Genomic DNA, 25,745 nt, shown 5'->3' with positions numbered 1-25,745 from the left:
CGCATCTCTTTCACACCTCACCGCGCACTTTTGCTCCCCTTCGACCCTGGTTCCTGGTCGCCCGAGCTCGCGCCCATCACGTCCTGAGATAAATCACGGCAGTTTATTACAGTCCGCGTCAATACAGGTCAAAGCGTGCTTTGAAATAGTTCAAGGCAAGCAACACAGGACTACAACAGATACCCCCACCCCTATTGTTGACATACCCCTGGGGGTATAAGTTATGGTTGATTCATCACCAAACGAAAGGACTTCCCCGATGCTGTTAGAACGCTTTTACGACGAAGACTTGGCTCAGGCTAGTTACTTCATCGGTTGCCAAGCCAAAGGCGAGGCCATCGTTGTTGACGCCCGCCGCGACATCACTGAATACTTGGCGCTAGCCGCCAAGCAAGGCATGCGCATCACCGCGGTCACCGAAACTCACATCCACGCCGACTACCTCTCCGGCACCCGTGAACTGGCCGCCGCAACCGGCGCCACTACCTATGTTTCCGGCGAAGGTGGCGCGGACTGGCAGTACGGATTCGAAGCCGAGCGCCTGATGGACAAGGACAGCATTACCTTGGGCAACATCACCGTCACCGCCCGCCACACTCCGGGGCACACCCCCGAGCACCTGTCCTTCCTGATCACTGACGGGGCCTACAGCTCCGAACCCGGGTACATGCTCTCCGGAGACTTCGTCTTCGCTGGCGATCTGGGCCGTCCAGACCTCTTAGACGAAGCCGCCGGGGGCGTAGACACCCGCTTCGCCGGAGCCTCCCAACTGTTCAAGTCCTTGCAAGAAGTTTTCCTGCAGCTTCCGGATCACGTGCAGGTCTACCCGGGCCACGGTTCGGGCAGTGCCTGCGGCAAGGCGCTGGGCGCGGTTCCATCCACCACCGTGGGATACGAACGCGCCAACGCCTGGTGGGCCCGCTACCTAAACACCAATGACGAACAAGGCTTCACCAACGAACTGTTGGAAAATCAGCCGGACGCTCACGCCTACTTTGGCCGCATGAAACGCCAGAACCGTGACGGTGCGGCGGTGATGGGCCCACTGCAGCCGCTGCAGGAGCTCGATGCGCAGCAAGTTCGCACCATGCTGGAAGAACGCTCCGCAGTTTTCGTAGATACCCGCGATCACCAGCAGGTTCACGCCGGCACCGTCGCCGGGGCGTTAGCCATTCCTGGCCCGGACAAGTTGGCCACCTTCGCTGGCTGGGGATTCGATCCAGAACGTGATGAACGAGCCCTGATCGTCTTCGCCACGGGGGCTGACCAGGCCGAAGAGATGCGCAACCACCTAGTACGTGTGGGCATTGACAAGGTTGCTGGGTATATCAGTGACCTCACCGACCTGCCAAGTTACCTCCCGGAGCAAGTTCACCCCCGCGATCTGCAGAACTTCGAGCACAGCGTACTGCTGGATGTGCGCAACCGTACCGAATACAACGATGGACACATCCCCGGCGCGAAGTGGCTCTCGGCCAGTCAAGCCTTGTGGAAGCTGGACTCGTTGCCAACCGATGGGGTGATCGTCAGCTACTGCCAGAGCGGCAAGCGCAATGCGGTGGCCGCCAGCGCACTACGCGATGCCGGTTACACCGTGGTAGAGCTGACCGGAAGCTACGCCGGCTGGCAATCCGAACTGGTTTCCCAGTAGTCCCCCTTTGACCCGAGCAACCCGAAGGAACACATGAGCAATCAATTGCCTCAGATCAGCGCCGAGCAACTAAAAATGCTCAGCGAAGAGAATGCGGGCGTGGCCATCCTCGATGTGCGCACCGCCGCCGAATTTGAAGCCGTACACATCCCCGGTTCATATAATGTGCCCTTGGATCTCATCCCCGAACATGCCCACGATGTGGCCCGAAAGCTGGCCAAGCGAATAGTGCTGGTCTGCCAGTCCGGTAATCGGGCCAGCCAGGCCCAACAGTGCATGCTCGACGTAGAGATCGACGGCGCACAGGTCCTCACCGGAGGCATTGCGGCCTACGAAAAGAGCGGCGGCAAGGTGGTGCGCGGTTCCAACCGTTGGGCGATGGACCGCCAGGTCCGGATGGCTGCCGGGTCGTTGGTCCTAGCTGGTTTTCTGGCCGGGAAGTTCGTCAACCCGAAACTGGGCTACCTGCCAGCCGCCATTGGTGCCGGGCTCACCTACTCGGCAGCCAGTAACTCCTGTGCCATGGCCGCAGCGCTAGCAAAAATGCCGTGGAACAAGCCGAAAGTTCGTCCTGGAAACAACCCGCTGGGACAAACTCCAAACGCTGGCCAACTGCTGAATCTCAGCTAAGGAGCAACCTGCCATGGATTCGATGCTCATTCTCGTTCTCGCTGCCGCGGTCATCGTGGGAATCACCCTAGGCCTGCTAGGCGGGGGTGGCTCGATCTTGATGGTACCGCTACTAACCTACGTAGCCGGGCTTGAAGCCAAGGAAGCGATCGCCACCTCATTGTTCGTCGTGGCGGTGACCTCGCTATTCAGCTTGCTACCGCATGCCAGAGCCGGCAACATTCGTTGGGGTATCGGAGCAATCTTCGGTGCCACCGGAATGGTCGGAGCCTTTCTTGGCGGCCTGTTGGGCGGGCTGTTGCCGGCCACGGTGCTGATGATCGCCTTTGCCGTGATGATGCTGGCCACCGCCAGCGCAATGGTTCGGGGCCGCAAGAAGGTCGCCTCCACCGATGCGCCTAGGGTTCGTCCAGTAGGAAAAATCGTTCTCGACGGGTTGTTGGTTGGCTTGGTCACCGGCCTGGTAGGTGCTGGCGGCGGGTTCCTAGTCGTCCCGGCACTTGCCCTACTGGGCGGACTGTCAATGCCCTTGGCCGTAGGTACCTCACTGATGGTTATCGCCCTGAAATCCTTTGCCGGGCTGGGTGGTTACCTCACCTCCACCGCCATCGACTGGCCACTGGCGCTGAGCATCACTGTCGCGGCTGTACTGGGATCCTTCATCGGGGCCCGATTCACCGCCAGAATCCCGGAAGCAGCCCTGCGCCAAGGATTTGGATACTTCGTCCTCGCGATGGGCGTTGCCGTTCTAGCCCAAGAACTGCCGGGACTCGCTGGATGGATCACCCTTGGCGTTGGCTTGCCCGCGGTACTGCTGCTGGCGTTATGCACCATGGTTCCCCGGCTTGCCGCGCGCTGCCCACTGGCCCGAAGAACACCGACGACAGCTGACGCCTTGGACAAATAACCATGAAAAGGAAGAACCTGAAATGAAACCCCTAGAATTAACCGACACGAACTTTGCCGATACCGTAAAAACTTCACCGATGATGCTGGTGGATTTCTGGGCCGCATGGTGTGGACCCTGCCGCCAGTTCGCCCCGGTCTTTGACCAGGCAGCCGCCAAGCATCCGCAAGTCATCTTCGGTAAGGTCAACACCGAAACCCAGCAGGGCTTAGCCGCGGCAGCACAAATCACGTCGATCCCCACGTTGATGGCGTTCAAGGAGGGAATCATGGTTCATTCCCAACCTGGAGCGTTGGATGCCAACCGACTTGATGCGCTCATTGCTGCGTTAGAAGAATTAGACATGGATGAAGTCCGCACGCGCATGCAGCAGAAGGCAACTTCGTCCGTAGGTTAAAGCCGGTTAGCCGGCAGGAACTATAAGGAGAACATGATGCGCCAGGCCGATGAAGCTACCCGCAAAAAGATCCTCAACCGTCTCAAGCGAGCCCGCGGTCAGCTCGACGCGGTCATTAACGCGGTTGAGGGTGAGGGCAATTGCCGCGACGTGGTCACGCAACTCGCGGCAGTGTCCACTGCCCTAGACCGTGCCGGGTTCGCCATTGTCTCCACAGCCATGCAGTACTGCCTCATCGATCCCGAGCAAACGGCCGAGACTGAAGACGGCTTGACCGTCGAAGAACTAGAAAAACTCTTCCTTTCACTGTCATAAACTACCGGGGTACCAGCCCCAGGAAAGGGGCATCGAATGTGCCGCCAAGTAAGCTGTAAGACCTGCGGAAAAGTCACCTGGGCCGGATGCGGTCAGCACGTTGACACAGTGATGGCCAATGTACCAAAGTCCAACCGCTGCCAGGGCCACGAAGAAGCGAAAGCGACGGGGTTTTTTAGCCGTCTCTTTGGACGCTAATTTTTGGCACCGAAGCGCCGACCAGACCTCGAACTGGCTGATAGTTCCAGGCGGATCGGCGCTTCGGGCGTATCTAGACCACCAGCCGGAGCTTCGCTAACGCTAGGCGTTAAGCGGAGACATCAGACTATGTTTGCCATGAACCAACTGGTCTCGCCAGATCAAGCAAGCTTGAGAAAGCGCTCGGGCCAGCTGCACCGTGCGAATTTCGCACCCCAAACGCCCGGCAATCTAGTGCAAAGTAGTGAGGATCGCGGGATCACAGCGTTCGGCATAAGGACTGCCACTGAAGGATTTGACCGGCGAATCGGTAAGTAACTCAAAGGGTAGGACGGCATATTATGAAACCGGCCAGCACCTTTACCCCATGAGATTCATCTTGGCTACCGTCCCGGTTTCGGAGTTCTTTGCTTACTAGCTGAGCAGTTGGCCGGTCATCCACTCACGTTCGGCCTGGTTCAAGGCCCGCGAGGAGACACCATCTTCGGCCAAGGGCACCATGACGGTACTGCCATCGAACGCGGGTTGCCCATTCTGGTACGCGATATGGCGCACGGTGTAGGACTTGGTGCCAATGCGAGCAATGCCTACCCGCATCCTGATATTTGGCTCGTAATACAGCGGCTTGAGGTAATTGACGTTAAGTGCCGCCACCACCACACCGTATGGGAACCGGCGCGGATCCTGATCTTCGCGTGACCAGCGGAAGCGTCCTTCCTCCATCAGCGTGATGATCCGGGCATTATTCACATGCCCCAATTTGTCCTCGTCGCTCCAGCGCAACTGCAGTTCGATATCTTTGCCACCCACGGGCTGGACGAATGCTTCACTCATTCCTCCATTTCAGCAAACCCAAGCCAGTAGCTTCACATTGATTACGTGTGAGCCAGCGGATCCTTTTCCCACGGTTCCACCGGACCGTCCACCAAGCGAAAGAGTGCGTGCAAGCGGGTGTTGCTGGCGTCTTTTGGCAGTGCTGCCACGCGGGAAGGATCTCGTACAAGAAGTTTGCGCTCGAGGTGTTGAGCCTCGAATAATACTTGCCCCACGGTGACCGGAAGCGTCCCGGCCAAGTTCTCGTTTCCAGCCTCGAGGATCCGTTCGACACGGAAATGGTATCCGCGGGCATCCGCTTCTTCCCAGAGCCCCTTTAAATAGAATCCCACCGTCTCTAAGGGGTTCGCCGTGGCGCGCAGACGCTCCAGCTGGGGATGGTTGCGATAGCCCGTGGTGTGTTCCGCTAGAACCTTTTGGGCCAATAGGGTTTCGCGCCAACAAGCCACCAAACCCTTGGTGTCGAGAAGCGAGGGGTGCAAGGTCCAAAGGCGCATACTTTGCAGTCTATGCCACCGGTTTCGCCGCCGGACCGGCTTGTGGGACGTTAGATGACACCCAAGATCCAAAGCACAGCCGAACCGGGGCTAGAATATTTTTCATCCACCACTCTGGTGGTCAATTTCTTCCCGGTGGGTCACCCTAACCGGTCGAGCCTAATGCATGCGCATTTTCTGGCGAGGAGTGGATTGATGGAACATGTTGGCCTAGTTTTTGTGGGTGTAATCCTGCTACTCAATGGCTTATCGGCGGCCGGAATGATCAGTGGACGATCGACGATTCCACTGAATTTTCTGGTGGGTTTGATTCAACTGGTTCTGCCGACCGTTGTATTGATCCAAGCTGCCGGCAATATCGATCTGATTGCGGCCGCTTGGCCTAGCTATCTCTTCGGCATCACCTATTTGTGGGTGTGTTACAGCCTCTTAACCGGTGTCGAGGAGACTGGTTTTGGCTGGTATTGCCTGTTCGTTGCGGGGATTGCGCTGTATCAAGTGGTGCGGTTGTTGGCGTTCGACCCGTTGTTTTCGGTTATTTGGCTTTGCTGGGCGGTGGCTTGGTTCCTGTTGTTTTGGAAACTGGCGCTGGGCCGTGAAAGCTTCGCTGGGCGTGATACGACGCGGTTTACCGGCTGGTTCCTGATTCTTACCGGGATTCCGTCAAGTACCGTTCCCGCACTTTTACTAATGGGCGGCATCTGGCCGACCAGCGGGTCGGCCGCACTGGTGGGGCTGGTACTCCTACTCCTTGCCGGAGTGGTTGCTGCACGTTTGGCGCGGCGTACTCCATTGCTAGATCAGCCACCCACCCCGCTATTGCCTTCGACTAGTTAATCGTTGCTGGGAAATTCGATGATCTGACTACGGATGATGAAACGTTTGCCCTCGGGCGCTTCGACTGAAAATCCTGATCCGCGACCGGCGACAACATCGACGGTAAGTTTGGTGTGTTTCCAGTATTCGAATTGTTCTTTGGACATCCAAAAGTCGATGCTGCCGAGTCTGTCTCCGGAACCGTCAGTTAGCTCCAGCACACCGAGCAACACATCAGCACCCCCGGTCTTGAATTCTCCGGCGGGGTAGCACATGGGTGAGGATCCATCACAGCAGCCGCCGGACTGATGGAACATCAGTGGCCCGTGGATCGCCCAAAGTTTACGCAATAGTTCGAGGCATTCTTCGGTGAAGGCGACCCGCGAAAAATCTTCTCCGGCGATCGTGGCCCGGGTTTCAGTGATTGCACTCATCATTATCTCCTGTTGCTACCTCGAAGAATCCGTCGCGGCGGGTACTTGCCAGTGTCCTACTTTTGTTCAGGTGCGTCTAGGGCTCGGAAACGTCGAACGTTCGGGACGCCACTAAGCCCATCGGCACCCCAAATTCAATGTCGCAGTGATCCAGTAAGCAGTTTTAGCAGTCTCATCTAGGTTCAGTGCAGGTTGCCGTTTAAGAATCGAAGGCGTGGAGCAGGAGCGGAAGGTGAGAAATGAGGCTAGTCATGATTCACCCTGCCACCCAGTGACCCCACGCCTTCGAAGTTTGTCGAAACCTAGCGCGACGTGATCCACCTACCTGGTTTGTAGGCGGCTCTTTTTAGAAGAAACCTAGCTTGTCCTCCGAGTAGGAAACCAGTAGGTTCTTGGTCTGCTGGTAGTGATCCAGCATCATCAGGTGATTCTCGCGGCCAATACCGGAGGACTTGTAGCCGCCGAACGCCGAGTGTGCCGGGTAGGCGTGATACTGATTGACCCAAACGCGTCCGGCCTGAATTGCCCGACCCGCGCGGTATGCGGTGTTGCCACCACGGCTCCACACACCTGCCCCCAACCCGTAGAGCGTGTCATTGGCGATTGAAATCGCTTCGTCATAATTGCCGAACTTGGTGACCGCGACAACCGGGCCAAAAATCTCTTCTTGGAAAATGCGCATGTTGTTGGTGCCTTCAAAGATGGTCGGCTGCACGTAGTAACCACCTTCGAGCTCCCCACCGAGTTCTGCGCGGCCACCACCGGTGAGTACCTTGGCACCTTCGGACTTGCCGATATCGAGGTAAGACAGGATCTTTTCCAGCTGGTCATTTGATGCCTGCGCACCCATCATGGTGTCGGTATCCAGCGGATTGCCCTGCTTGATCGCTTCGGTGCGGGCAATGACCTTCTCCATGAACTCACCGTAGATGCTCTCCTGGATCAGCGCGCGCGATGGACAGGTGCAAACCTCGCCCTGATTCAAAGCAAAGAGGGTAAATCCTTCCTGGGCCTTGTCATAGAAGGCATCATCCTTCGCTGCGATGTCCTCGAAGAAGATATTCGGGCTCTTACCTCCCAGTTCGAGGGTGACCGGAATCAGGTTTTCCGAAGCATATTGCATGATCAGGCGGCCGGTAGTGGTTTCCCCGGTGAAAGCAATCTTGCGGATGCGCTTATTCGAAGCCAACGGCTTACCCGCTTCAACGCCGAACCCGTTGATAATGTTCAGAACACCGGCCGGCAGCAGGTCACCAATTAATTCGGCAAGAACCATAATGCTGGTTGGTGTCTGCTCAGCAGGCTTCAAGACAATGGCGTTGCCGGCGGCCAGCGCTGGGGCCAGTTTCCACACGGCCATCAAGATCGGGAAGTTCCACGGGATGATCTGGCCTACCACGCCCAGCGGCTCATGATAGTGATAGGCAGTGGTGTCCTCGTCGAGTTGCGACAGGGTACCTTCCTGGGCGCGGATGGCTCCCGCGAAGTAGCGGAAATGATCCACCGCCAGCGGAAGGTCGGCATTCAGCGTTTCGCGCACGGCCTTGCCGTTGTCCCAGGTTTCGGCCACGGCCAGCATCTCGAGGTTCTGCTCGATCCGGTCGGCGATCTTGTTCAGGATCACCGCGCGTTCGGCGGGGCTGGTCTTGCCCCAGGCCGGTGCCGCCGCGTGCGCCGCGTCCAGGGCGACCTCGATGTCCTCCGCGGTGGAGCGGGCGACCTCGCAGAAGGCCTTGCCGGTGATCGGGGTGATGTTCTCGAAGTACATTCCCTTGACAGGAGCAACCCATTGACCGCCGATGTAGTTCTCGTAGCGCGACTTGAAATTGACTACTGCTCCGTCGGTGTTCGGGTTTGCATAGACAGTCATGGCTGTACGACTCCTTCGTCTCAGTCCTGCCGCGTGGCTTGATGCCAGCGTCCTGAATGTGACTCTAGTCACCCAGAGGTTGCGGCCACGTTGCAACGTGCGGACAGCCCGGATCCCCGCGCCTCAACGGGGGGGGTCGCGCCCTCCCCGGAAGTTCGCAAGACGATGGGTCGGAGTTGACGGCCCCTCAGGCTTCGAGCTGTTCCACCTCGGAAACCACCAGCGAGCGGGCCGGGGAATCCGCTGGCAGCTCGCGCAGTGCCGCGCGCAGCAGTTCCGCATCGGCCAACTGGCGTCCGAGATGCAACAGCTGCTGGGCGGTGCCGCGGTCCAGGACCAGCTCGCGCAGTGCGGACTGCATCTGGTAGCGCAGCGAGACGATCCCCGGCGCCTGCGATCTGGCCAGCAGGCCCGGCGCGTAGAGTTGCAGCGCCCAGTCCAGATCCCCAAGTTCCAGCGCATCGCGGAGGCGTCCCAACGTCGATTGCAGGTCCCAGCGCAACCGGTATGGGCGCGAATCCAGTACCCGGCCAGGCAGTTCGGCCAGCACCTTGCGCAGGCGCACCATTTCGGCACGTACCGTCCCCTCCGCCGCCGCATCGGGACGTTCAAAGAGTTCTTCCACCAGCTCGGCCGTACTCAATCCGTGGCGGTGTTCGACCAGCAGCGTCAGGATCTCGGCGTGACGTAGCGAAAGTGACAGGTCACCCAGGTGCGCTCCGTCGGCCCGCCCCAGGTCAAGGTAGTCCGGGTCGACCACCGCCCCGGCGCCGGGCAATAGCAACTGGGTTTCGGCGGCCATAACCGCCGCCTGCAACAGGGGCAGGGAATGCATGGAAATTGCGTCGCTGCCACCGGTCAGGTCGACCGCGCCGATCACCTGGCCTGTGCGCGGATTGCGGATCGGCACGGCGGAACAGCTGAACTGCTGGGCCTGCTCATAGAGGTGTTCCGCACCGGAAACCTGTGAACCGGTTCCCGTGGCCAGGGCCATGCCCGGCGCCGAGGTGCCGATGGATAGTTCCGCCCAGTCCGCGCCCGCGGCGAAGCCCACACGCTCGGCCCCGGCACGAGCCGTCGTGCTCCCGGCGACCCAGAGCAGGGTGCCGCGCGCGTCGGCGAGCGCCACCAGGAGGTTTGCGTCGGTGGCGGCTGGGACCAGAAGCTTCTCGAACACCGGCCAGATCCGTTGCAACTCGCTGCGTTCACGGGCCAGCCGCAGGCGATCATCGCTGAGCACCGAGGGCTCGGCGGCAGGGGCGACCCGGGCCAGCGAGCGTTTCCAGGACTCGCGCACGTCGTTGCGCAGCGGAAGTTCGTTGAGATTTGTTGAGTTCGATTCCAACAGGGCTCGGGCTTTCAACGCCTGACGCGACGCATCAGACCAGTCAATCATCGATTCGCCCATGTGGTTCTCCCCATATCCGGCAGAATGGAACACCGTACCATCCACCAGAGTAGGTGAATTCGTGCTGCTTTAGAAGAGCGCGGGCATTCCCTCAGGAACCGACATTCCGGCGCCGGAAGGCCGCCATCGCGGCCGCGGCCAGCAGCACTGCAGCCAGCAAATAGCCGACCAGAACCCAGCCCTGACCCTGGCCGCGCGCCACAGCCAGCACATCCAGTGCGGTGAAGGGCTCCAGGTCGATCAGCTGCTGCGGGATATTCAACAGTGCACCGTAGATCCCCACCACAATGCAGGCGACAATCCCCAGCCAGACCAGCAGGCCGCCATGGCGCAGCCCGTAGGCCAGGAAGGCAAGGGCCAACCAGCACCAGAGCAACGGCACGAAGGCCAGCGAGGCCAGGACACAGAGGCCGAGTACCGGCTGCTCAAAGACCGGCTGAGCGCCCAGCCCCAATCCCGCTCCGGCGGCTGCGCAGAGCAGCACGCAACCTGCCGCGCATACCAGCAGTTGGGTTCCCAGCAACCAATATCGCGTGACGGGCCCGGCAAGCAGCAAACCGCCCCGCCCCAGTGCCTCGTCCTGTCTCAGCCTGTGCGGGCTTTGCACCGCGTAGAGTCCAGCGGCCATGGCAGTCAGGGCCAGGAACACCGCCAGGGTCGCCAGCACCAGCTCCTCCAGCGCAGCGTCACCCTGGACACCCAGTAACGGCTGCAACGCCGGAACATCGCGCAGCGCCTCGGCCACCGGCCTGGCCAGCGACCCGTTCATGGCCGCGGCGATGAACAACGCCACCAGCCAGGTGATCATCCGGGTGCGTTCCAGCCGCAGGCTCACCCCCAGCAACGTCCTGTCCATGGTTCGCGCACGATCCCGCCCAAGACGCGTCGGCAACAGCCCGGCACCGATCTCACGACGTGACTGCAGCAGGTAGGCTGCCGAAAGCAATGGCAGAATCAACACGGGGTATAGCAGCAACGGCCAGGCCCGCGCCTGGACGAAAACGCGGGTCTGCTGGGCCCAGCCGAAAGGCGACAGCCAGGAAAGCAGCGATCCCCCGAGCTCGCTCGCATCTCCGGCAGCACGCAGCAGATAGCCGAACGCCAGCACGAGCACCGACAGCGAGAACGCGGTGCGGGTGCTCGAGCTCAGCTGGGCGCAGAACACCCCCACGGCCCCGAACACCAGCCCCACCCCGAACAGGCCAGAGACGCAGAGCAGTGCCCCGGCCGGGTCGAATCCGGACAGCAGCAGGGCCGTGCAGACCGCCAGGCACACCGCCAGGGCGCTGCACAGCACGACGATCAGGGCGGCGGTCAGCGGGGCGAGGCGGGCCACGGGCAGCGCACCGATCAGATCAGCCCGGCCGGCTTCCTCCGCGGCGCGCGTATGCACAATCCCCTGCCGCAGACACAGGATGGCGAGAAAAACCGCGTAGGCCCCAAGGAGTTCATTGGCCATCATCGCCGGCACCGAATAGTCTTCCAGACCGTACCCGGGGCCGGAGAGCATTGCGGCGGCCGGCAGTCCGATGACCGCCGCCCTGGCTCGCAGCGCCTCGGGATCCGCGAAGACCACCTCGAGCGCGGAGACGGTGTACCACGTGATGCCCAGTGCAAGTCCGGTCCAGCAGATCAGCGAACGGCGTGAAAAGCGCAGGATCAGCAGCACCAGCTTTCCGGTGCCGCTGAACGCACCCTGGTCGGCGCGCAGGACATGACGAGCGAGGGCAGGAGTGCTCATTGGACACCGGCTTCAGTGCGATAGTGATGCAAGAACAGCTCTTCGAGGCTTGGCGGGGTACAGCTGAACGAGGTGACCTCGCGATCGGCCAGCAGCCGCAGGAGCCTGGGAATTTCCCGGTGGTCGATGCTGAAACGGTAGAGCTGACCGTCCTGCCGTACGTCATCCACGCCACTCAGGCTGCGCAGCGCCCCGGCGTCCACCGCGGCACTGAGCGCTATGTGGCTGCGGGTCAGCTGACGAAGTTGGGTCAGGGTTCCCGATTCAACGGTCTTCCCCTGCTTGATGATGGTGATCTGCGAGCACAGTTTCTCCACCTCGGGCAGGAGATGGCTGGAGAGCAGGACGGCGGTTCCGCGGTCCGCGGCTTCCTCGATGGCCTGTTGGAACACCAATTCCATCAGCGGGTCCAGTCCCGTGCTCGGCTCATCGAGCAGTAGCAGTTCCACCTCGCAGGCCAGTGCCGCCACCAGGACAACCTTTTGCCTGTTGCCCCGCGAATAAGTGTGCGCCTTGCGGGTAGGGTCCAATTCGAATCGTTCAAGCAACCGGGTCCTGCGCCGCTCGTTGACTCGGCCGTGCAACGAACTGAGCAGGTCGATAATTTCCCCTCCGGTCAATCCCGGCCACAGCATGACGTCGGAAGGTACATAGGCCAATCGCTGGTGTAGACTCGCCGCGCGCCGCCAGGGGTCCTGGCCGAAAAGCCGGACCCGGCCGCTGTCTGCACGCAGCAGTCCAAGCAGAACCCTCAGGGTGGTGGTTTTTCCGGCCCCGTTCGGGCCCAGGAACCCGTGGACCTGACCGGGTTGGACCGTCAGATCCAGCCCGTCCAATGCCCGGACTTTTCCGTAGCGCTTGGTCAATCCGGAAACTTCGAGAATCAACTGCCCCATTACAGCCTCCCGCTGACTACCCTCGACAACGTGCCCTGGATCTTTGATGTTAAGCCCCACGGCACGGGTTGGATAGAGGAGGCTACCGGGAAAGCAGGAGGCCAGACAGCCACCCTCCGGAACATAGTAGAGTTATCACTCGTTTTAGAGACTAAACAATATGACTTATCGACTCAAAAAAATTCCCTACCACCCCTTTACCTCCAAGCCCGACAGGCGTAATATACAACCAAATGGTTGTATATGAGTTGAGCGAAGAACAGGTGAACAAGGTCTTCCGCGCCTTGGCTGACGCCACACGACGGGATATCGTGCGGCGCACCCTGAACGAGGAAGTCCGTGTCTCCGATTTGGCCGCGTCCTACGACATGTCGTTTGCCGCGGTGCAGAAACACGTCGCAGCGCTCGAGGCTGCGGGCCTGGTCACCAAGATCGCACGTGGTCGCGAACGGATCGTTCGCGGCCAGCCGGATACGATCCGGCACGTCAAGGAACTACTGACCGCCTACGAGGATCTGTGGCACCAAAGGATCAACCGCCTGGATGCCTTCCTCGCCGACGAGACACCGTAGAAGGAGTCTTCCCATGCCTGTCACCTCCGTCGTCAAGGACGAAGAGACACTGACGCTCACCGTCCACGCCGACTTTCCGGTCCCCGTCGCACGACTCTGGGACGCCTACCTGGATCCGCGGCAACTGGAGAAATTCTGGGGGCCGGTCGGCTACCCGGCCACCTTCACCCGCCATGATGGCACCACAGGTGGACGCAGCGACTACTACATGACCTCTCCCGAGGGCGAAAAATACCACGGCTACTGGCAGTGGACAGAAGTCGTTGAACACAAGTTCTTCGAAGTCACCGATGGGTTTGCCCACGCCGACGGCACCCCGAGCACGGATCTGCCCACCACCCGCACGGTATTCAGCTTCGACCCGACACCAGATGGATCGAAACTTGTCGTCACCACCAACTTCGCAACCGTTTCCGAGCTGGAACAGCTGGTATCCATGGGCATGGATGAGGGACTGCGTTCCGCCATGAGCCAGATCGAACAGGTGCTGATCGACCTGCGCAATTACGCGCAGACCTTCAGCACCGAGGCGCAACTACTCTCGGACACCCAGGTCCGGGTCAGCCGGCTGATCCGTGGAACCCGGGAGCAGGTCTGGCAGGCACACCACGACGCCGGACTGATGCAACGCTGGTTGCTGGGCCCGGACGGATGGACGATGACCGAATGCGTCCTGCCTGCTGCGGTAGGCGAGCACTACCGCTACTGGTGGGAGCCCGGCCCGGATATCGAGGGACAGGGCTTCGGGTTCACCGGGGAATGCCTGTCCAGCATCCCGCAGAGCTACGAATCATTCACCGAGCAGATGATCGGCACCGACTACCCTCCAACGCTCAACGAAACCACCTTCACCCCCACCACGGGCGGAACCCTGCTGAGCCTGGTCATCACCTATCCGGACGCCGAAACCAGGGACATGGTCCTGGCGACCGGAATGACCGACGGGATGGAGGCCAGTTACCGGCGGCTGGAGTCGCTACTCTGAGAGCGACTCACTGGTGCGCTCCTGCCCGCGGCTTTCCACGGTAGGCAGTCGAATCGCGCGGATGATGCTCCCGGTGATGGACCTAGTGGGCCACCCGGGGTTCGCGATCCAACGGCCAGCGAGTGGGTACAGGCCGATCCCGAAATTGCAGAGAATGGCGCAACCAGCCATGTGACGGATCGGAATTGTGCGCCGGATGCCAGAACAGCGTGCTGATCAATTCCACGCGTTCGAAGGGAACCGGCAATGCCACGGTTCCAGTCGAAGCTGTTAAACGTTCGGCCAATCGACGGGGTACCACGGCCACCAGATCAGTACCCGCCACAACCTGAGGCAAAGAGAGGAAACTGGCCGTTGAGATTCGTGGTTCGCGCACCAACCCCATTTCACGCATGCGTCGTTCCGGTGGGGTCAGATGATTTGAGCCGAAGTCGCAAACCGCATAAGGCAGCTGAGAGAACTGATCCCAGGTGATTGCCCCCTGAGCCGCGTAAGGATTCCGGGCATCCATCAGGCAGACGTATTCGTCGGAGAACAATTCGCAGGCCTCACCGTCGATCCCGATGCCGGGCACCGCCACGACAAAGTCATTCACGGTCATGGCATGGTCGCTGTCCGTGGGGTTCGAGGGCAGTGGCAAGATCTCCAATCGTATGTTCGTGCCGACAGCCAACAGCTCTGCAAGTCGGGCCTTGAGTTCGAGCATGGCAAAATCCGACATCAGCAACCGGTAGTGCCGGGTCGAGGTGCGCGGGTCAAACGGTTCACCACTGCCTAGGGCATGTTCAATCAACGGTAGCGTCACCTGTACCTGCGGCAGCAAGAGCCTGGCCATCGGAGTCAGCTCGTAATCACGCCCCGTGCGCACCAGCAACTCGTCATCGAACGTGGCCCGCAGCCGTGACAACGCCGAACTCATCGAGGACTGGCCCATGTTGATCCGTTCGCCTGCACGGGTCACATTGGCTTCCTCCAACAACGCCCGCAAGGGCACCAGCAGATTCAGGTCAACCTTCGAAAGCTCCATGCCGGATCAGGGCTCCTTAGCTCCTCTGGTGCGTCAGTCGCTTCGGCCAGCGACATCCCTGGTTCGTGATATGCCTGACAGCATATCGGAGACCGGAGTGCGACGGGTTGCCCGGAAGGTATGTGAATACCGATAGCTGGTATCGACCGGGAAGCATTCCCGCCTATGAGGCAGATCACGTAACGTTCATCTCAATTCCAGTATCCGTGCTGTAGGGCACCAGAACCCCAGGAGTAAACCGATGACCGTCCGGAGAATCTCACACTTGCGCTACCTGGCGCTGGCAGTGGAAAACTTTGAGGAAGAACTCGATTTCCTCACCACGCATTGGGGTCTAAGCGTGGCCCACACCGATACTGATCACCAGGTGTCCTATCTGGGCGCCGAAGGTTCGCCGGAGCCCTTTTCGGTGCGGTTGCGCAGGGGCGAGAAACGTATCGACCTGATCGCCTACGGCGCGCACACCACAGCCGATGTCGACGCGTTGCACCGGGAGCTGTCAGCGGCAGACGTTCAGATCATTTTTGCGCCACGCCGCCTGGATTCGCCCGGCGGCGGCTACGGTTTCCGCTTCTACGACGTAGACGGGCGCACCATCGAGGTTTCCGCTGATGTGCATCTGAAGCGCAACCGCAAGATCAATCCCCGGGAACCGGTCCCCGTCAAGCTCTCGCATGTAGTGGTGAACTCCACCGACATGCAACGCACCGCAGATTTTTACATCAAGCACCTGGGCTTCGCGATCAGTGACACCCTGATGAGCCAGAGCATGGGCAACCTCATGCACTTCATGCGCTGCAACAACGCACACCATTCCTTCGCAGTCGCCCAAGGCCCCCATTTCTCCCTGCACCATGCTTCCTTCGAAATGCGCGGGGTTGAGGAGTGGATGCGCGGCGCGGGCAAAATCCTGCGCTCAGGGGCCCGCATGGTGTGGGGGCCTGGTCGTCACAACGCCGGGGACAACACCTTCGCCTACTTCCTCGATCCGGCCGGCAATACGCTGGAATACACTACCGAGTTGGCCACCATCGATGACGAGGACACCTGGCATCCGAGCCGGCTGGACGTCAACGATGTGACCACCCAGGACCAGTGGGGTACTGCCAACGAAATGAACGAATTAGTTGCCCGCGAGTCCTTCAACGACCCGGATCGCGGCCTGTTCGTCGCCCCACCCGTTTAGCCAGGAGGTCACCGTGAAACGGATGCAAGACAAGGTCGTACTGATTACCGGAATCGGCAGCGGCATGGGACGCGCCGCTGCATTGCGCTTCGCCAGTGAAGGCGCATTGGTGGTTGGCTGCGACCTGTTCCAGGACACCGCCGAGGAAACCGCCCGGTTGGTGCGCGAGGCAGGATATGAACTCCACTACCAGGCCCCAGTGGACCTGTCTGATGCGCAGGGCGCCAAAGCGTGGATAGATTGGGCCATCACGATTCACGGGCGGGCAGATGTCCTCTATAACAACGCCTCCTCACCACGCTTCGGTGATGTGCATGAGCTGAGCGTTGATGACTGGGACTTCACCATCAACAACGAACTGAACCTGGTGTTTTACACGGTCAAGGCCATTTGGCCGCACTTCATGGAACACGGTGGGGTGGTACTGAATATCGCGTCGATCGCCGGAACCCGGGGTGTTGAGTTCATGAGCCAGAACGCCCACGGCACCGCCAAGGGCGGGGTCATCTCGTTGACCCAGCAACTGGCCGCCGAAGGTGGCAAGTACGGAATCCGAGCGGTGAGCATCTCCCCCGGGTTCATCGTCACCCCGTCCACGGCTTGGCTGGTCGATTCTGGCCCGCAACCACTGCTGGACAATCTGGCCCGCATTCCTTTGGGACGTCCAGGCCAGCCCGAAGATATCGTCAACGCGGCGCTATTCCTCGCCTCGGAGGAAGCGCAATGGATTACAGGAGTCAACCTGGTGGTTGACGGAGGAGGAACCGTTCTAGGATGAGCACCACAACACGGATCACAGCCGCAGATTTCACCGGATCACTGGTCCATCCCGGTGACCCGGATTTCGAAGACGCCCGCGTCGGCAGGGTATTCAACGGGCGACGCCCGGACCGCACCCCCGCCGCGGTACTGCTTGCGGCTACGGAAGAGGACGTTGCACTGGGTGTTCGTCTGGCAACCCAGGAAGGCTGGGCGGTATCTGTACGTTCCGGCGGACATTCCTGGGCTGTCTGGAGCGTGCGCAACGGCACCTTGCTCATCGACCTGGGTCTGCTCCAGAACAAGGGTTACGACGATGAAACCGGCATCGTCTGGGCCAACCCGGCCGTGCAAGGCGGGGCAGTGCTCTCACCGTATCTGGAAGAACGCGGTCGGTTCTTTTCCGGCGGACATTGCCCCTCGGTGGGCATCGGCGGGTTCCTGCTCCAGGGCGGCCAGGGCTGGTGCCAGCGCGGTTGGGGCTGGGCAGCCGAATCGGTGGTCGCCATTGACATGGTCAATGCCGCAGGCGAGCTGATTCGTGCGGACTCCACGCAGAACCAAGACCTCTATTGGGCCGCCCGGGGCGCCGGACCTTCGTTCCCCGGCATCGTGACCCGCTTCCACATCCAGACCAACCCGATCTTCAAGCACCTGGCCCGGACCATCCAGCTGTTCGCGCTGGAGGACTTCGATGAACTGATGGCCTGGCTCTACACGGTGCATGCGGACATCTCCGAGAATGTGGAGATCGTGGTGATCAGCAAAAGCATGGAACCCGACGAGCATGGGGTGGTGCACCGCAGATTGGTGCTCTCCGGTGTGGCCCTGACCGACAGTGCCGAAGAGGGCGCCCAGGCGTTGGCCCCGTTTGCCGACAACCCGATCCTGGACCGGGCGTTGGCCGTGGAACATGCTGCGGAATCTACGCTGAAAGAACAGCGTGTGGAACAGGAGGCGCAGAATCCTGAACATGCCCGCTACATCGTGGACAATATCTGGACCAGTGGCGAACCGGCCGAGGTCATCAAGCGCATCAATCCGTTGTTCACCGACCTGCCCAGCGAGCAGGCTTTCACCATCTGGTTCAGCAACGGCATCATGCGCCCGCTGCCTGACATGGCCTTCTCCATGCAGTCAGAGGCCTACGTGGCCAGCTACATGGTCTACGAGGATGCCACCAAGGATTCCGAATACCGCGCCCTGCTGGACCGCCACATGGAGTACGCGCAGCCGATCACCGTGGGACAGTACCTGGGCGACAGCGACCAGGCCCACCGCCAGGTGAAGTTCATGGCCGACGAGAACTACGCCAAACTGCAGGAGATCATCGCCGAACACGATCCTCACGGCCGCTTCGTACGCTACATGGCCAAGGACCCGGCGACAATGAACCGCAATCACTGGGACGTAAAGGGGGTTACATCGTGAGGATCCACCTAGGCACCAATTACCAAGGCTGGGAGCTGGCCGGAGCACTACGTCAATGGCTTGCCGCGGAACATGAGGTCATTTGGCATGGCGCGCCGTCCTACGACCACGAGGACGACTACCCGCACTATGCCATCGCCGTGGCCCGGGGCGTGGTAGCCGACGAGGATGCCGGAGTGCCCGTGCTGGGGATCAGTTGCGGCTACTCCGGCAACGCGGAGGTCATCTGCTGCAACAAGGTCAATGGGGCACGGGCCATCACCGCCAGCGACCCCCGGTTTGTGACCGCGGCCCGGGAACAGGCGGACGCGAACGTGCTCACCCTGGGTGCCGCCTACCTGGATACGGACACCGCGAAGGAACTGGTAAGCACCATGCTGGTCACAGCTTTTTCCGGCAACCTGGACGATGCACGACGGATCGTGAACACCGCTGAATTCGAAACCAGCAGCACCATCGAAGGGTGGACCCTCACCTAGGACCGCACCCTGGAAGACCACCCCACGCGCAGGGCCATCAAGCGATGCCCCTGCGCGTTTCCATGCCCATGTCCCAACCATTGCCGCAGCCAATACCAGACATCACCCCGGCACTGTTCCCGCTCCGGCCGCGTATTGATTGACTGTTCCCAACGTGATGCGGCACACAGTCTCCGCAGGCCTTTCCCACCATCCACCGGAACCGAAGGTAAGACCATGAAACGAACTCCACTCGCAACCGCAGCGATCGTCTTCGCTGCTTCGACCCTCGCCCTCTCCGCGTGCGGCTCCGACACCACCAATACATCCACCACCTCGGGAACCGAACTGGGCGCCGATGCCCAGGCCGCACTCGACCAGTCCTTCGAAGGCATCAGCGGCGACTTGCAGCTGGACCCGGTCAACGTCTCCCAGGACGTGAACCTGTTCGTGGTCTCCTGTGGGGAACAGGTGCCTGGTTGCTCCACTCCTGCCGCCAATGTGGTCGAAGCCGGCAAAGCCATCGGATGGAAAACCACTATCACCGATGGCAAGCTGAACCCAGAGGGATTCGCCACCGCGATCCGCCAGGCCATCGCCGGTGGCGCGGACGTGATTGTGCCCATCGGCATCGGCTGCGGTGTCGCCCAGGCCGCCTTCCAGGAGGCCAATGACGCCGGTATCACAGTGATCGGCGGCGGCGGTGTGGATGATTGCTCCCCGAAACTGTGGGACTCCGAACGTTTGTGGATCGACGGGGAAACCCCCGAAAGCCAATGGCGGGGATTCGGCAAGCTGCAAGCCGAATACCTGACGGGCAAGACCAACCAGCAGGTGAAGGCCGTCGTCCTGAACTTCACCGGACAGTCCTGGGGACCCTGGATCACCGAGGGATTCACCGAACGGCTCACCGAGCTGGGCGGCGGGGACGTCGTAGCCACTGTTGACGTTTCAGATCCAGAGCAGGCCGACGGCTCCTACTTGCAAAAGGTCAGTACCGCCCTGCTGAACCACCCCGAAGCCAATGCCGTAGTAGTCCCGGTGGACGGCTGGCTGGCCACCGGCCTGGCCCAGACCATTGTGCAGTCTGGGCGTGACAGTGAACTTTTCGTCATCGGACGTGGTGGCGACGCGCCGGTCATGGACATGATCCGCCAAGGTGACGCCGGAGTGGACGCCTCGGTGGGCTTCGCGGTCCGCTGGGGGGCCTGGGGCTCGGTGGACACCGCCGCCCGCATCCTCGATGGGCAACCAGCTGCCTGGATCGGTGAATCCATCCAGACAATTGATGCCGAACACAACCTCCCGGATTCCGGGGACTATGACGGAGCCATCGACTTCGAATCGGTCTTCCTCGAAGCCTGGGGCAAGTAACATGTCCGGCGCAGCACCAATTATTGACGACCGCGCCGCGGGGTCAGGCGGCCCACCACGGCTGGCCCTGTCCCTCCGCGGGTTGTCCAAGCGATTCGGCGGCACGCAGGCGCTGGATGATGTCAGTTTGGACGTCCGACGCGGCACCATCCACGCCCTGCTCGGCGGCAACGGATCCGGCAAAAGCACGACGATCAAGATCCTCGCCGGCGTGCACCCGGCCGATTCCGGTGACCTCGAGGTACTTGGACAGGCGTATTCGCTGACCGGATATACCTCTGACACGGCCCGGGCCGCCGGCCTGCGCTTCGTCCACCAGGATCTGGCGTTGTTCCCGGAGTTGTCGATCGCCGAGAACTTCGGCCTGGCCCATGGATTTCCGCTGCGCACCGGCGGGGCGATCTCGGCCAGAGACCTACGCGACAGGGTTGCGGTGACACTGGCCAGTTACGACCTGCAGTTCGATCCACGCACCAAAGTCGGCGATCTGAGACCCTCGGATCGCACCATGGTCGCGATCGCCAGGGTCATGCAGCACGAGGACTCCTCCGAAGCCATCCTGGTTCTTGATGAACCCACCGCCTCGCTGGCACAGGCCGAATCCGAATACCTGCTCTCCCGCCTCCGCGAACGTGCCGATGCTGGACAGACAATCATCATCGTGAGCCATCGGCTCAAGGAAATCATTTCCGTCGCCCACGACTACACGATCTTCCGTGACGGCAAGGTGGCCGGGACGCTGGTGGACGCCACTCCCACCGAGCACGACATTGTTTCCATCATGGCCGGGGGCATGGTCTCCGCGTTGCGGCCGGACGATGCGCAGTCCCATGCCACCGACCAGCTACGGCTTGAAGTGCATGGCGTGCGGGGCGGGCCGCTCCACGACGTCGATTTGCAAGTCAAACGCGGAGAGATCGTCGGCATCGCCGGGCTGGTCGGCTCCGGGCGCAGTTCACTGCTGCTGGACCTGTTCGGCCGCCACCGCCCCGACTCCGGCACCATGTTGCTGGATGGGAATCCCTATGCACCGCATTGCATCCAGGATGCAATGGATGCCGGAGTGGGATTGGTGCCCGAGGACCGCGGAAAGGAAGCAGCGTTCCCCGACCGCACGGTCAGCGACAACATCTCGGTGGCCGTGCACAAGAACACCTGGCGCGGTACGTGGATGCCCCGGAGCAAGGAGAAACGCATTGCCCGTGATTACATCGGCAAACTCGCCATAAGAGTCAGCGGGGCAGATGCCAGGTTCAGCTCCATGTCCGGCGGCAACCAACAAAAGGTCGTCATCGCCCGGTGGCTGCAACGAGACCCGAAATTACTGTTACTGGATGAACCAACCCAGGGCGTGGACATCATGAGCCGGGCCGAAATCTATGCCATCATCCGGCAGGCCGCATCCACCGGCTGCTCAGTGATCCTGGCTTCCTCGGACCTGAGCGAACTGGTGGCCCTGAGCGACCGCATCCTCATCCTGCGTGACGGACGCCTGGAGGAATCCGTCAACGCCACTGATGTAGATGTCGATTCACTGACCAAACTCGTCATGATTGACCCAAGGAATCGGAACCATGAACATGACTGAAACCAAGCCCGGGACCCCGGCATCCCAACGCGCCGGCAGCATCCCGGTGACCACAGCGGCCACCGCCCCAGGCACCAGCCTCACCACACGGCTCGGCCATTTCCTGGAAAGCTACGCCCTGGTCATCCTGACCCTGCTGGTGATCATCTTCTTCTCGGCCAATCCTGCCAGCTCATCCGCCTTCCCAACGATGAACAACATCAACGTGATCCTCGGCAGTCAATCGGTGACTGCGCTGATCGCGATAGCCGCGCTCTTCGCTTTCATCCCCGGACACTTCGATTTCTCCCTTGGTGCCGTAGCAGTCAGCACCCAGGTGCTCAGCGCGGGATTGATGTCCTTTTACCAGGTCCCCTTGTGGGCCGCGTTCCTGCTCTCGATGGTATTTGCCGCGCTAATCGGCGTCGTCAACGGCTACTTCGTTACCCAGCTGAAGATGAACCCCTTCGTGACAACCCTGGGCATGTCGATCCTGCTCACCGGCGGCGTCACCTGGTTCACCGGCGGCAAGACCATTCTCTCCGGAATCGACCCGGCGATCACCAGATTCGGTTCAACCCGGATCTTGGGCCTGCCCCTGGTGTTCTTCGTGGTCCTGTTGATCGCCGCGATCATCTGGTACGTGCTGACCCACACCCCCTATGGCCGCTCGCTCTACGCAATCGGTTCCAACCAGGAATCAGCCAAACTGGTTGGTATCCGCGTGGAGCGCAATGTCTGGGTTGGTTTCGTTCTCGGCTCGCTCATCGCGGGTATCGCCGGAATCATCCAGCTATCCCGCATGGGCAGTGCCACCGCCTCCTCCGGCGGCGACCTGTTGTTCGCCGCATTGGCCGCCGTGTTCCTGGGCGCAACCGCGATCACCCCGGGCTTCTTCAACGTCATCGGCACCCTGGTTGGCGCGATCTTCGTGTCCATCTCGGTCAGCGGATTGACATTGAGCGGCGCCAGCGGCTGGGCCTCCTCTGTTTTCAACGGCGCCGCATTGCTGGTGGCCGTTGGACTGTCGACCTACCTTGGTCGACGCCGGAAAAAGGGCTAACGTCCCGGATCCATGACATCAATAAACACCCTATGAAAGGACCATCATCATGGCATTTGTCTGCAGCGCAACCTGGATCGCCAAGCCAGGCGAGGAAGAGACCGTCCGTTCGGCCCTGGAGCAGCTCTCCCCGGCTTCGCGCACCGAACCGGGCAACATCTACTACCAGGCGCACCAGTCCTCCGAGGAGCCGTCCGTCTTCAGGATTTTCGAGGTCTACGTGAACGAGGAAGCGTTCAAGGCTCATGGCACCTACGAACATTTCAAGACCTGGGCTCTGGGGAAGGCCATTCCCGCATTAAGCGAGCGCAAGCGCGATTTCAGCGAGACCTTGGACTTCTAGATGAAACTCGCAGCCTTTGAGCATCACGGCTTCGCTCATTTGGGAATCGTGCGCAATGGCTGGATGCACCTGCTGGAAACCAGGCTCAGCGCACTTGAGGTGCTGAGCCTGGCTCCGGCCGAACGCAACCAGCTTGAAGCCACGGCCGGCCGACGGTTCCGCGCACCCCTCGAGGACGTTCAGTTACTACCACCCATCCAGCCGCGGGCCATGCGGGACTTCCTCGGCTTCGAGGCCCACATCTCCGGAATGAAGAAGGGGTTCGATGGCAATGGCTTCGTTCCAGAGCCCTGGTATGAGGCTCCCGGTTTCCTGTTCATGAACCCGTGGTCCCTCGTGGGCTCCGGGGCACCGGTTCCGATGCCGCCGCACACCCAGGCGTTGGACTTCGAACTTGAAGTCGCGGCCATCGTGGGCCATGAGGCCCGCGATGTTCCGGTCGAGAAGGCGAGGGAATACATCATCGGATATGCGATCTTCAACGACTGGTCCGCCCGCGACATCCAGCAACGTGAAATGCAAGTCGGACTCGGGCCCAACAAGGGCAAGGACTTCGCCAACACGTTGGGCCCCTGGATCACTACGGCGGACGAACTGGAGCAATACCGCCAAGGGGACCGGCTGGCGCTGGATATGTCCGTGAGCGTCAACGGGGTCCAAGTCGGCCAGGACAACCTGGCCAACCTTTCATGGTCTTTCGAACAAATGCTCACCCACGCGTCACGCGACGCCCTGGTCGGGGCCGGCGACGTGCTGGCCACCGGCACCTGCAGGTCCGGTGCCCTGAGTGAAACCTGGAGCCGGACCGGCACCCGCTCTCCGGCGCCCCTCCAGGTCGGGGACACCGTGGAGATGTCGGTGACCGGGCTGGGCACCATCAGCAACACCATTACCAAAACCCGCAGTCCCGGACACCTGGTTCCGGCTGCGCGGCGAACCTATAGTGAGGATCAGTTATGAGCCCCGCAACGATTACCACCCGAAACCCGGCAACGGGCGAACAGCTGGCCGACTACCCTACCCACGATATGGGACAGCTGCAGGACATCATTGCCGCCAGTGCCACCGCCCAACATGGCTGGTCACGACTTCCGGTGGCAGACAGGGCCGCCGCAGTAGCCCGGGTCGCCCGGGTATTGCGCGACAATGTGGAGGAACATGCCCAGCTGATCACCGCCGAGATGGGCAAACCGATCACCGAGGCGCGGTCTGAGGTGCTCAAGTGCGCATCTACGGTCGAGTACTACGCACAACATGCCGAACATTTCCTGGCCCCGCGAGGCATTGACACCCAGGCGAAAAGCTCCTTCGTTGCCTACGAGCCCTTAGGGGTCATCTTTGCTGTGATGCCGTGGAACTACCCCTACTGGCAGGTGATTCGATTTGCCATCCCGGCACTGATCGCCGGCAACGGGGCACTGCTGAAACACGCAGCCAACGTCACCGGCGCCGCCCACGCCATCAATTCCGTATTCGAACAGTCCGGTCTGCCCCGGGGGCTATTCGGCGTGCTGGTGCCGCAATCACATGAAATGGTCTCCACGATCATCGAGGACCCGCGCATCAGCGCGGTAACCCTCACGGGCAGTGAAGCCGCCGGTAAGGCGATCGGCCAGGCTGCTGGCCGGGCGCTGAAGAAATGCGTCCTGGAACTGGGCGGCTCCGACCCGTTCGTGGTGCTCGAGGACGTCCCCGACCTGGAATCGATCATCCCGCAGGCCGTGACGGCACGCTTCGGGAATACCGGCCAAAGCTGCCTGTGCGCCAAGCGCTTCATTGTCGTCGATGAGCTCTACGACCGATTTGTCCACTTGGCCACCAAGGCCGTACGCGAACTGGAGCTGGGGGACCCCGGCGCCGAAGGCACCAATCTGGGACCGCTGGCCAAGGAACAATTTGTCGAGGAAATCCATGCACTAGTTCAGGATTCCGTGGATGACGGCGCGGTGCTGGAGACCGGTGGCGAACGGCGAAAGGGTCCCGGCTACTACTACCAGCCCACCGTCCTGTCGGAGGTGACCGCCGGTATGCCGGTATTCCGCCGGGAAACCTTCGGGCCCGTCATGCCCATCATCCGCGCCCGCGACGAGGCACATGCCATCGAGTTGGCCAACGACACCATCTACGGTCTGGGTGCCACCGTCTGGACCGGGGACATGGACCGCGGACTGCGTGTGGGCCGGCAAATCACCAGCGGTGTGCTTTTCGTCAACGGAGTCGCGGCCTCGGACCCACGACTGCCCTTCGGAGGACTGAAGTCCAGCGGTTACGGTCGCGAATTATCCGTGGAGGGGCTGCGCGAGTTCACCAATGTTCGCACCGTGTGGGCTGCCGAACTGAACAAGTAACACCAGACAGATCCCCGTCCGGCCACATGTGGGGGTAC

Annotated in this window: 26 protein-coding genes; 18 read left to right on the top strand and 8 right to left on the bottom strand. The window is 61.1% G+C overall.

What is annotated here, in order from left to right:
• The first annotated feature begins 259 nt into the window (after nucleotides 1–259).
• Genes ACQQZ8_RS00790 through ACQQZ8_RS00770 form a run of 5 tightly spaced genes read left to right on the top strand, consistent with a single transcriptional unit; the run spans nucleotide 260 to nucleotide 3,900 of the window.
• Nucleotides 260–1,651: an MBL fold metallo-hydrolase gene (locus ACQQZ8_RS00790; protein WP_431710863.1), complete on the top strand. Its 1,392-nt coding sequence runs from the start codon at nucleotides 260–262 to the stop codon at nucleotides 1,649–1,651.
• Nucleotides 1,652–1,684: 33 nt separating this feature from the next.
• On the top strand, nucleotides 1,685–2,281 hold the full coding sequence (locus ACQQZ8_RS00785; RefSeq protein WP_431710862.1) for a rhodanese-like domain-containing protein: 597 nt from the start codon (nucleotides 1,685–1,687) through the stop codon (nucleotides 2,279–2,281).
• Between the two features lie 13 nt (nucleotides 2,282–2,294).
• Complete coding sequence (locus ACQQZ8_RS00780) at nucleotides 2,295–3,188, top strand: sulfite exporter TauE/SafE family protein (RefSeq protein ID WP_431710861.1); 894 nt, start codon at nucleotides 2,295–2,297, stop codon at nucleotides 3,186–3,188.
• Between the two features lie 22 nt (nucleotides 3,189–3,210).
• Complete coding sequence (gene trxA / locus ACQQZ8_RS00775; protein WP_431710860.1) at nucleotides 3,211–3,585, top strand: thioredoxin; 375 nt, start codon at nucleotides 3,211–3,213, stop codon at nucleotides 3,583–3,585.
• A gap of 36 nt (nucleotides 3,586–3,621) precedes the next feature.
• On the top strand, nucleotides 3,622–3,900 hold the full coding sequence (locus ACQQZ8_RS00770; RefSeq protein WP_431712101.1) for a metal-sensitive transcriptional regulator: 279 nt from the start codon (nucleotides 3,622–3,624) through the stop codon (nucleotides 3,898–3,900).
• 612 nt (nucleotides 3,901–4,512) lie between these two features.
• Here ACQQZ8_RS00770 and ACQQZ8_RS00765 read toward each other — a convergent pair.
• Nucleotides 4,513–4,932: an acyl-CoA thioesterase gene (locus tag ACQQZ8_RS00765; RefSeq protein WP_431710859.1), complete on the bottom strand. Its 420-nt coding sequence runs from the start codon at nucleotides 4,930–4,932 to the stop codon at nucleotides 4,513–4,515.
• Nucleotides 4,933–4,973: 41 nt separating this feature from the next.
• Complete coding sequence (locus ACQQZ8_RS00760; protein WP_431710858.1) at nucleotides 4,974–5,429, bottom strand: pyrimidine dimer DNA glycosylase/endonuclease V; 456 nt, start codon at nucleotides 5,427–5,429, stop codon at nucleotides 4,974–4,976.
• Nucleotides 5,430–5,624: 195 nt separating this feature from the next.
• On the opposite strand from ACQQZ8_RS00760, the gene ACQQZ8_RS00755 reads away from it, so the two are divergent.
• Nucleotides 5,625–6,266: an AmiS/UreI family transporter gene (locus tag ACQQZ8_RS00755; protein WP_431710857.1), complete on the top strand. Its 642-nt coding sequence runs from the start codon at nucleotides 5,625–5,627 to the stop codon at nucleotides 6,264–6,266.
• Here ACQQZ8_RS00755 and ACQQZ8_RS00750 read toward each other — a convergent pair.
• From ACQQZ8_RS00750 to ACQQZ8_RS00730, 5 genes are all read right to left on the bottom strand, one after another.
• Nucleotides 6,263–6,679 (bottom strand): DUF779 domain-containing protein, encoded by a 417-nt coding sequence (locus tag ACQQZ8_RS00750; protein WP_431710856.1) that lies wholly within the window; start codon nucleotides 6,677–6,679, stop codon nucleotides 6,263–6,265. The two genes, ACQQZ8_RS00755 and ACQQZ8_RS00750, sit on opposite strands and share 4 nt — an antisense overlap.
• A gap of 346 nt (nucleotides 6,680–7,025) precedes the next feature.
• A complete protein-coding gene (adh, locus tag ACQQZ8_RS00745) occupies nucleotides 7,026–8,549 on the bottom strand; it encodes an aldehyde dehydrogenase (protein ID WP_431710855.1) in 1,524 nt (507 codons plus the stop codon).
• 187 nt (nucleotides 8,550–8,736) lie between these two features.
• Nucleotides 8,737–9,957: a GAF domain-containing protein gene (locus ACQQZ8_RS00740; protein ID WP_431710854.1), complete on the bottom strand. Its 1,221-nt coding sequence runs from the start codon at nucleotides 9,955–9,957 to the stop codon at nucleotides 8,737–8,739.
• Nucleotides 9,958–10,048: 91 nt separating this feature from the next.
• On the bottom strand, nucleotides 10,049–11,698 hold the full coding sequence (locus ACQQZ8_RS00735; protein WP_431710853.1) for an ABC transporter permease: 1,650 nt from the start codon (nucleotides 11,696–11,698) through the stop codon (nucleotides 10,049–10,051).
• Nucleotides 11,695–12,594, bottom strand: coding sequence for an ABC transporter ATP-binding protein (locus ACQQZ8_RS00730; protein WP_431710852.1), 900 nt, complete (start codon nucleotides 12,592–12,594; stop codon nucleotides 11,695–11,697). The genes ACQQZ8_RS00735 and ACQQZ8_RS00730 overlap by 4 nt, the downstream gene beginning before the upstream one ends.
• A gap of 233 nt (nucleotides 12,595–12,827) precedes the next feature.
• Between ACQQZ8_RS00730 and ACQQZ8_RS00725 the strand changes: the two genes are divergently transcribed.
• Nucleotides 12,828–13,166 carry an ArsR/SmtB family transcription factor gene (locus tag ACQQZ8_RS00725; RefSeq protein WP_431710851.1) on the top strand — a complete coding sequence of 113 codons (339 nt, stop codon included), beginning with the start codon at nucleotides 12,828–12,830 and terminating at the stop codon, nucleotides 13,164–13,166.
• Between the two features lie 13 nt (nucleotides 13,167–13,179).
• The gene (locus tag ACQQZ8_RS00720; RefSeq protein ID WP_431710850.1) at nucleotides 13,180–14,151 is read left to right on the top strand and encodes an SRPBCC family protein; all 972 of its coding nucleotides are present in this window, start codon (nucleotides 13,180–13,182) and stop codon (nucleotides 14,149–14,151) included.
• Between the two features lie 82 nt (nucleotides 14,152–14,233).
• On the opposite strand, the gene ACQQZ8_RS00715 is transcribed toward ACQQZ8_RS00720, so the two are convergent.
• Nucleotides 14,234–15,178: a LysR family transcriptional regulator gene (locus ACQQZ8_RS00715; protein ID WP_431710849.1), complete on the bottom strand. Its 945-nt coding sequence runs from the start codon at nucleotides 15,176–15,178 to the stop codon at nucleotides 14,234–14,236.
• A 241-nt stretch (nucleotides 15,179–15,419) separates the two neighbouring features.
• Here ACQQZ8_RS00715 and ACQQZ8_RS00710 point away from each other — a divergent pair, with 241 nt between their 5' ends.
• From ACQQZ8_RS00710 to ACQQZ8_RS00665, 10 genes are all read left to right on the top strand, one after another.
• A complete protein-coding gene (locus ACQQZ8_RS00710) occupies nucleotides 15,420–16,364 on the top strand; it encodes a VOC family protein (protein ID WP_431710848.1) in 945 nt (314 codons plus the stop codon).
• A 22-nt stretch (nucleotides 16,365–16,386) separates the two neighbouring features.
• Nucleotides 16,387–17,142, top strand: coding sequence for an SDR family NAD(P)-dependent oxidoreductase (locus ACQQZ8_RS00705; RefSeq protein WP_431712100.1), 756 nt, complete (start codon nucleotides 16,387–16,389; stop codon nucleotides 17,140–17,142).
• The gene (locus ACQQZ8_RS00700; protein WP_431710847.1) at nucleotides 17,139–18,554 is read left to right on the top strand and encodes an FAD-binding oxidoreductase; all 1,416 of its coding nucleotides are present in this window, start codon (nucleotides 17,139–17,141) and stop codon (nucleotides 18,552–18,554) included. Before ACQQZ8_RS00705 ends, ACQQZ8_RS00700 begins: the two co-directional genes overlap by 4 nt.
• Nucleotides 18,551–19,033: an RpiB/LacA/LacB family sugar-phosphate isomerase gene (locus ACQQZ8_RS00695; protein WP_431710846.1), complete on the top strand. Its 483-nt coding sequence runs from the start codon at nucleotides 18,551–18,553 to the stop codon at nucleotides 19,031–19,033. Before ACQQZ8_RS00700 ends, ACQQZ8_RS00695 begins: the two co-directional genes overlap by 4 nt.
• A 216-nt stretch (nucleotides 19,034–19,249) precedes the next feature.
• Nucleotides 19,250–20,386, top strand: coding sequence for a sugar ABC transporter substrate-binding protein (locus tag ACQQZ8_RS00690; RefSeq protein WP_431710845.1), 1,137 nt, complete (start codon nucleotides 19,250–19,252; stop codon nucleotides 20,384–20,386).
• A gap of 1 nt (nucleotide 20,387) precedes the next feature.
• Entirely contained in the window at nucleotides 20,388–21,974 is a 1,587-nt protein-coding gene (locus ACQQZ8_RS00685) for a sugar ABC transporter ATP-binding protein (RefSeq protein WP_431710844.1), read from the top strand.
• Nucleotides 21,961–23,016, top strand: a complete 1,056-nt coding sequence (locus tag ACQQZ8_RS00680; protein WP_431710843.1) for an ABC transporter permease — start codon at nucleotides 21,961–21,963, stop codon at nucleotides 23,014–23,016. Before ACQQZ8_RS00685 ends, ACQQZ8_RS00680 begins: the two co-directional genes overlap by 14 nt.
• A 49-nt stretch (nucleotides 23,017–23,065) precedes the next feature.
• A complete protein-coding gene (locus ACQQZ8_RS00675; protein WP_431710842.1) occupies nucleotides 23,066–23,359 on the top strand; it encodes a putative quinol monooxygenase in 294 nt (97 codons plus the stop codon).
• The gene (locus ACQQZ8_RS00670; RefSeq protein WP_431710841.1) at nucleotides 23,360–24,319 is read left to right on the top strand and encodes a fumarylacetoacetate hydrolase family protein; all 960 of its coding nucleotides are present in this window, start codon (nucleotides 23,360–23,362) and stop codon (nucleotides 24,317–24,319) included.
• Nucleotides 24,316–25,707: an NAD-dependent succinate-semialdehyde dehydrogenase gene (locus ACQQZ8_RS00665; protein ID WP_431710840.1), complete on the top strand. Its 1,392-nt coding sequence runs from the start codon at nucleotides 24,316–24,318 to the stop codon at nucleotides 25,705–25,707. Before ACQQZ8_RS00670 ends, ACQQZ8_RS00665 begins: the two co-directional genes overlap by 4 nt.
• The last annotated feature ends 38 nt before the right edge of the window (nucleotides 25,708–25,745 follow it).

Source organism: Glutamicibacter uratoxydans (genome assembly GCF_050753455.1).
Lineage (GTDB): Bacteria > Actinomycetota > Actinomycetes > Actinomycetales > Micrococcaceae > Glutamicibacter > Glutamicibacter uratoxydans_A.
The sequence above is the reverse complement of the archived record's forward strand: the minus strand, read 5'-3'. Positions and strand labels throughout refer to the sequence as shown.